The sequence below is a fragment of the Synechococcus sp. EJ6-Ellesmere genome (genome assembly GCF_024345875.1).
In the GTDB taxonomy this organism is placed as follows: domain Bacteria; phylum Cyanobacteriota; class Cyanobacteriia; order PCC-6307; family Cyanobiaceae; genus Regnicoccus_A; species Regnicoccus_A antarcticus.
Genome location: NZ_JAGQBY010000178.1, coordinates 1 through 5896, shown reverse-complemented (window position 1 = coordinate 5896; position 5896 = coordinate 1). Strand labels below are relative to the sequence as shown.

Annotated in this window: 9 protein-coding genes; 3 read left to right on the top strand and 6 right to left on the bottom strand. The window is 69.4% G+C overall.

The genetic code is table 11. The features are described 5' to 3' along the window. On the top strand, positions 1-525 hold a 525-nt coding region (locus tag KBY78_RS15415; RefSeq protein WP_255144373.1), incomplete at its 5' end, for a pseudouridine synthase. On the opposite strand, the gene KBY78_RS15410 is transcribed toward KBY78_RS15415, so the two are convergent. The 4 genes from KBY78_RS15410 to KBY78_RS15395 all read right to left on the bottom strand — a co-directional run bounded on the left by KBY78_RS15410 (position 515) and on the right by KBY78_RS15395 (position 3106). Beyond that, a complete protein-coding gene (locus tag KBY78_RS15410) occupies positions 515-730 on the bottom strand; it encodes a hypothetical protein (protein WP_006171767.1) in 216 nt (71 codons plus the stop codon). The genes KBY78_RS15415 and KBY78_RS15410 overlap by 11 nt on opposite strands. A 47-nt stretch (positions 731-777) precedes the next feature. After that, positions 778-1740 (bottom strand): NAD(P)H-binding protein, encoded by a 963-nt coding sequence (locus KBY78_RS15405; RefSeq protein WP_255144372.1) that lies wholly within the window; start codon positions 1738-1740, stop codon positions 778-780. Positions 1741-1801: 61 nt separating this feature from the next. Then, positions 1802-1900: a cytochrome b6-f complex subunit PetM gene (gene petM, locus KBY78_RS15400; protein ID WP_006171769.1), complete on the bottom strand. Its 99-nt coding sequence runs from the start codon at positions 1898-1900 to the stop codon at positions 1802-1804. A gap of 18 nt (positions 1901-1918) precedes the next feature. Then, positions 1919-3106: a N2,N2-dimethylguanosine tRNA methyltransferase gene (locus KBY78_RS15395; RefSeq protein ID WP_255144371.1), complete on the bottom strand. Its 1188-nt coding sequence runs from the start codon at positions 3104-3106 to the stop codon at positions 1919-1921. Between KBY78_RS15395 and KBY78_RS15390 the strand changes: the two genes are divergently transcribed. Both KBY78_RS15390 and ilvN read left to right on the top strand, forming a co-directional pair. Further along, positions 3066-4010, top strand: a complete 945-nt coding sequence (locus KBY78_RS15390; protein WP_255144370.1) for an alpha/beta fold hydrolase — start codon at positions 3066-3068, stop codon at positions 4008-4010. The two genes, KBY78_RS15395 and KBY78_RS15390, sit on opposite strands and share 41 nt — an antisense overlap. 37 nt (positions 4011-4047) lie before the next feature. Continuing rightward, on the top strand, positions 4048-4578 hold the full coding sequence (ilvN, locus tag KBY78_RS15385; RefSeq protein ID WP_255144369.1) for an acetolactate synthase small subunit: 531 nt from the start codon (positions 4048-4050) through the stop codon (positions 4576-4578). Positions 4579-4590: 12 nt separating this feature from the next. On the opposite strand, the gene KBY78_RS15380 is transcribed toward ilvN, so the two are convergent. Both KBY78_RS15380 and KBY78_RS15375 read right to left on the bottom strand, forming a co-directional pair. Then, complete coding sequence (locus KBY78_RS15380) at positions 4591-5301, bottom strand: peptidylprolyl isomerase (RefSeq protein WP_255144368.1); 711 nt, start codon at positions 5299-5301, stop codon at positions 4591-4593. Positions 5302-5305: 4 nt separating this feature from the next. Next, entirely contained in the window at positions 5306-5863 is a 558-nt protein-coding gene (locus tag KBY78_RS15375) for a photosystem I assembly protein Ycf4 (RefSeq protein ID WP_255144374.1), read from the bottom strand. Positions 5864-5896 lie beyond the last annotated feature (33 nt).

The window sequence follows — 5896 nt, the reverse complement described above, 5'->3', positions numbered from 1 at the left end:
GCCGCCGGCCGCCTCGATGCCGACAGCGAAGGCCTGCTGCTGCTCACCAGCGATGGCCGCCTGCAGCAACGCCTCACGGATCCCCGCTGGGGCCACTGGCGCCGCTACTGGGTGCAGGTGGAGGGAACGCCCAGCGATGCGGCCCTGCAGCAGCTGCGAGAGGGGGTAATGGTGCAGGGCCGACGCACCCTCAGCGCTCAGGCCATCGCCCTGGCGGATCCAGGCCTGGCGGAGCGGGTGCCGCCGATCCGCCAGCGCCGCTCGATCCCCACTTCCTGGCTGGAGCTGGGGCTGCGGGAGGGGCGCAACCGCCAGGTGCGGCGGATGACCGCGGCGGTGGGACTGCCCACCCTGCGGCTCCTGAGGGTGGCGATCTTCCTGATGGATGCAGAGCCTTCCCTCAGCCTCGAGGGGCTGGCGCCCGGTCAGTGGCGGCCGGTGACCGCTGCCGAACAGGAACGCCTGAGCCGGCTCCTCTCCGGGCGAGGCGGCCGGGTCAGCCGAGGCGGCCGGGTCAGCCAATGACCTGCTGGAGTTCGCGCACGGTCTGGAGCTGGCCGTAGTAGTAGTTCGCGCGGGCTCGCCGGTCAGCCTCCTCGAGGCTGTCGAGGGCATCAAAACCCAGAGTCACCCAGAGCTCATGGCCACAGGCCCGGTTCAGCTCGGCGGTGGCTTCCTGCTCGAGATTGGCGAGCCGGCGCTGCAGATTCTTGATCTGGGCAATGGACATGGACGAGCAAGCAAGATGGACGATGGTACAAAAGAACTGCCGGACAATCAGAACGGCAGCTTCTTCTTGCCCTCCTTGTCGAGGTCGGCATCCAGCTCGCGCAGGCGGCGCAGGATCGTGTCGTAGTACTCCTTGAGGTAATCCTCCAGGCGGGTGGTCTCGCCGGGATCGAGGGCAAAGGCCTCGTAGCTGGCCTCCATCGGGGCATCCAGGGGCTGACCTCCGCCGGTGACCTCGGCAAAAGCCAGCCGCTCCGCCACATTCACCCCCGGCTCGAAGAAGGACGCCAGCCCCTGCATCAGGCGGATCAGGAAGGGCCTCACCCGGAACACCCGGGCCGGCTTGCCGCTGTAGCGCTCACACAGCTGGGTCACCTCGCCGGTGTTCCAGGCCTTGGGACCCACCACCGGGAAGGCCTGTCGCACGGTGGAGGGCTGGCTCAGGGCCGCCACGGCAAAGCGGGCCACATCCTGGGTGTTCATGTAGGCGATCGGGGTGGGGGTACCGCTCACCCACACGGTCTGGCTCTCGAGCACGGGAATGGCGAACTGCCCGATCACCCCCTGCATGAAGGCCACGCAGCGCAGGATTGTGTAGTCAAGACCGGAGCCGATCAACAGCTGCTCGGTGCAGTACTTGATGTCCATCAACGGCACCTCGCGGTGCAGCTCCGCCCCCAACAGCGAGACAAACACGAATCGCTTCACGCCGGCCTGCTCACAGGCTCTGAGCAGGTTGAGCTTGCCGTCCCAGTCGATCGTGTAGATGCCGGCACTGTCGGTGGGGCGGGCGGTGGCCGCATCGATCACCGCGTCCTGACCCTCGAGGGCATAGGCCAGGCTTTCGGGCTCGAGCAGATCGCCCCGGGTGAGCTCGCAACCCCACTCCTGCAGGAAGGCGGCCTTGCGGGGTGAGCGCACCATGCAACGCACCTGATGGCCCTGATCGAGGGCACGGCGGGCAATCTGGCGACCAAGGGTGCCGGTACCGCCGACGACCAGAACCTGCATGAAGCACCCGACCAGGAGGGGCTGAGCCTAGAGGTGCACCCGACTTCAGCGCGCCCGAGGCTCAGTCTTTCTGCAGTTTGAGCAGCAGGGCTCCGCCCACGAGGCCGACGGGGATCAACACCCAGAAGACCGCTGCGGTGAAGAAGATTTCCGAGGCCATGGGGGCAGGCGAGAACGGCTACCCCCCCAGTGTCCCATCTCCCGCAGCGGCCAGCTCCAGCACCACGGCCCAGGGCGCTGAGGTGCGCAGCTGCCCCGGCATCACGCCACTGACGCCCGCGCTCCAACCCTCCCGGCGCAAGCGCTCCAGCAGGTGCCGCAGGCGCACCGTGCCGGCCGGCGATCGCCGGGCAATCTCCGCCATCGGCCAGACCCGCGCGCCCTCCCCCGCGTCGGCACTCAGGTTGGCCAGCAGCCGCCGGCTCTCCTCAGCGGCGTGGCAACCGGCGGCCAGGACCGAGAGATCGCCCAGCCAGCCGGGATCCTGGAGCGGACCAATCCAGAGCGGACCACTCACCGCCAGTGGTGGGGGGGCACTGCAGCCGCAGTCCCGCCAGCCCCGCAGGCGTTTGAGGCTCTGCACCTGCTGATCCCCACAGCCATGGCAGTGGGCCAGCAGACCGAGCTGGTCTTCTTCCAAGGCCAAAGGGCTGCGCTGCACCTGCACGGCCGTGCGGAAGGTGCGGCCATCACTGAAATTCAGCAGGGGCCTGAGGCCCCGGCCCAGACACCAGGCGGCCCGGGCCACGACCCCGAGCTGAAGGCGCAGGGCCAGCTCCCAGCTGGCGGGGTGAGCCCGGGCCGCTGCCCCCAGCGAGCGCAGGGCGGCCACCCGGTCGTGGCCGGTGGGGGAGCGCCCATCGGTGCTGGCCAGGTAGAGCACGCCGCCGAAGCGCACGGCCTCCAGGGCCAGCGGCAGCAGCGCCGCAGGGCAGCCGAAGGCATCGAGATCCACCAGCTCGAAGCGCTGATCGCGGAGCAGGCAATCGGCCAGCAGCTTCTGGGCCGTGTGGGCACTGAGCCGCAACGCCAGGCGCTGCCCCAGGGGCTCCAGATTGACCCGCAGCAGCGGCAGCCGCTCCGGATCGGCATCGTTGGCCCAGATGGCGGCTGCACCGGCCTCGAGGCCATAGCGCAGGGAGCGCACACCGCAGCCCGCCATCAGATCCAGCACCCGCAGGGGGCCGTGACCCGCCAGCCGCCTGGCCAGCAGCACCCCCAGATCCCTGGCCGGGCGCGAGTCGGGGCGGAAAAAGCCTTCCCCCAGCCGCAGCTGGGCCGCTCCTTCGCAATAGTGAGGGTCCTTCGGCGTGGCTCCGACTCCGGTGGTGACAGCTCCAGCCCAGCCTGTCCCAGGGGATGGCATCGACTGGGGCCTGCATGGCACCTGGCACTGGCGCGGCCTGGCCTGTCACTGGCGTGTGCTCGGTGACCCAGCTCATCCGCCGCTGCTGCTGCTGCATGGCTTCGCCGCCAGCAGCGGCCACTGGCGCCACAACGTGGCCGGCCTGGTGGCGTCGGGCTGGTGTGTCTATGGCCTTGATCTGATCGGCTTCGGTGCCTCCGACCAGCCGGCCCTGCCCCTCGACAACCGGCTCTGGGCCCGCCAGAGCACGGCGTTCCTGCAGCAGGTGGTGCAACGGCCCGCCGTGCTGCTGGGCCACTCCCTCGGTGGCCTGGTGGCTCTGACCACGGCGGTGTTCAGCCCGGCCTGGGTGCGGGCAGTGGCGGCGGTGCCCCTGCCTGATCCCAGCCTGGTGATGGCCGTGCCACGGCGGCGTCCCCCCTGGCGTCGGCGCCTGCAGCGGTTGGTGGTGCAGGTGCTCTGCCGGCTGCTGCCCCTGGAGCTTGTGGTGCCCCTGATCGCCCGCACTCCCCTGCTGGATCTGGGGCTGCAGTCGGCCTACAACCAACCGGTGATCGGTGACGCGGAACTGCGCCGGCTGTTCGCCCGCCCCGCTCGCCGGGCCACCGCCCCCTGGTCTCTGCGGGGCATGAGCATCGGCATGGCCCTGCGGCCGAGGGGTGCCACGGCCGAGGCGCTGCTGGCGCGCCTGGTGCAGCCCCTTCTGCTGATCTGGGGCGAGGCCGACCGGCTGGTGCCGATCGAGGTGGGGGAGCTGATCGCGCGCCTCAGACCGGACCTGCAGCTGGAGCGGCTGGAGGGAGTCGGCCACTGCCCCCACGACGAGGCCCCCGAAGCCTTTGAGGCGCTGCTGCTGAGCTGGCTGGAGCGGCTGGAGGCCGAGCCGCAGGAGGCCGGCACGTAATTTGGGGCTTGATGCCCCGTCGAGCGCCGCCCCGGCCATGAAACACACCCTCTCGGTGCTGGTGCAGGACGAATCCGGCGCCCTCAGCCGCATCTCCGGGCTGTTCGCCCGCCGTGGCTTCAACATTGAGAGCCTGGCGGTGGGTCCAGCCGAGCAGCGCGGCCATTCCCGGCTCACGATGGTGGTGGAGGGGGACGATCACACCCTCGAGCAGATGACCAAGCAGCTCAACAAGCTGGTCAACGTGCTCAAGGTGATCGATCTCACCCGCATCCCCGCGGTGGAGCGGGAGCTGATGCTGCTGAAGGTGGCGGCTCCGCCGGAGAACAGGGCCGCGATCCTCGATCTGGTGGAGGTGTTCCGCGCCAAGGTGGTGGACGTGGCCGACAACGCCCTGATCCTGGAGGTGGTGGGCGATCCGGGCAAACTCGAGGCGCTCGAGCAGATTCTCGAGAGCTACGGGATCCTGGAGATCGCCCGCACCGGCAAGGTGGCCCTGGAGCGGGCTTCCGGTGTGAACACCGCTTTCCTCAAAGTCACCGCCTCCGACAAGCGCGTTCCCGCCTGATACGGATCTTGCTCAGGGCTTGTCCTTCACCAGGGTGCCGCCCTTCAGCAGGGTGGCCTTGATCAGCCGGTCGCCCTGCTTGATCCGGTCGACCACCTCCATCCCCTTCACCACCCGGCCGAACACCGCGTAGCGGCCATCGAGCTCAGTGAGGGGCTTGAGGGCGATGTAGAACTGCGCGCTGGCGGAGTTGGGATCGGCCGAGCGGGCCATGGCCAGGGCTCCGCGGTCGTGCTTGAGGCTGAGCTTGGCGCTCTCGGCTGGATCCACCACCTCGGCGCCGTAGCGCGGCTCAGGTTCCCCCTTGAGTTGAAGCTCGAGGGGGATCAGCCGGGGCTGGTCGTTGGCTGGATCGACGAAACTGCCGGTGCCGTAGAGGGTGGCCGGGACCTTCGGGTCGGCGCTCTGGGGATCACCCCCCTGCACCACAAAGGGGGTTGGCTCATTGACCACCCGGTGGAACACCGTGTTGTCGTAGACGCCGCGGCGCACCAGATCGACGAAGTTTCCCGCCGTGAGCGGCGCGGCATCGCCGCTGAGCTCGAGTTCGACATCCCCTTGGCTGGTCTTGAGCGACACCAGGGCCGGACCACTCAGGCAGGGGGCGCCTGAGGCCGCGCAGCCCAAAGGGCTTTTCGGAGCATCGGCGGCACAGGCCCCGAGCCCGAATGGGGTCAGCAGGAGCACGCCCACGAGCAGGAGGCGGCTGAGGTGGATCGTCATCGGCTCAGACTCCTTCGAGGGGAACTTTGAGGAAACGGGCCAGTTCGGCGCCGCTGCGCTCCAGCTCGGCGAGAGGCAGGGGCTCACCCACCCGGGTCAGGGGCAGGTCGCTGCGGCCCTGCAGACGCAACGACAGCCGGCGGCGGGGATTGAGGCCATCGCGCACATCCACCTTCACAGCCAGGATCTCCCGCAGGGGGATGTCCACTTCGATCTTCTGACGGAAACCCCGCCGGGTGATGGTGGCCTGGCTGCTCTCCTGATCGAAGCGGTTGCTGCCGGCCCCCACATCCAGGGTGATCACCGACCAGAGATAGGTGGCCAGCAGCACACCGGCGATGCCGTAGGCCCCCATCACCAGTCCCTGGGGAACCCACTCCAGCTCAGCTGGATGGCCCAGGGGCAGCAGGTCGCGGCCGAGACGGCTGGAAAGGCTCGTGAGCAGGAAGCCGATCCCGCCGGCGGTGACCGCGGAGGCCACCAGATAGTTGGAAAGCCGTCGGGATCCCTGCACCGGCTGCTCGAGCAGGGAAGGGCGGGTGGCGGAGGCGCCGTTGGCCATGGGGTCGGCGGGGGGGCGGGGGGCCGTCCACCT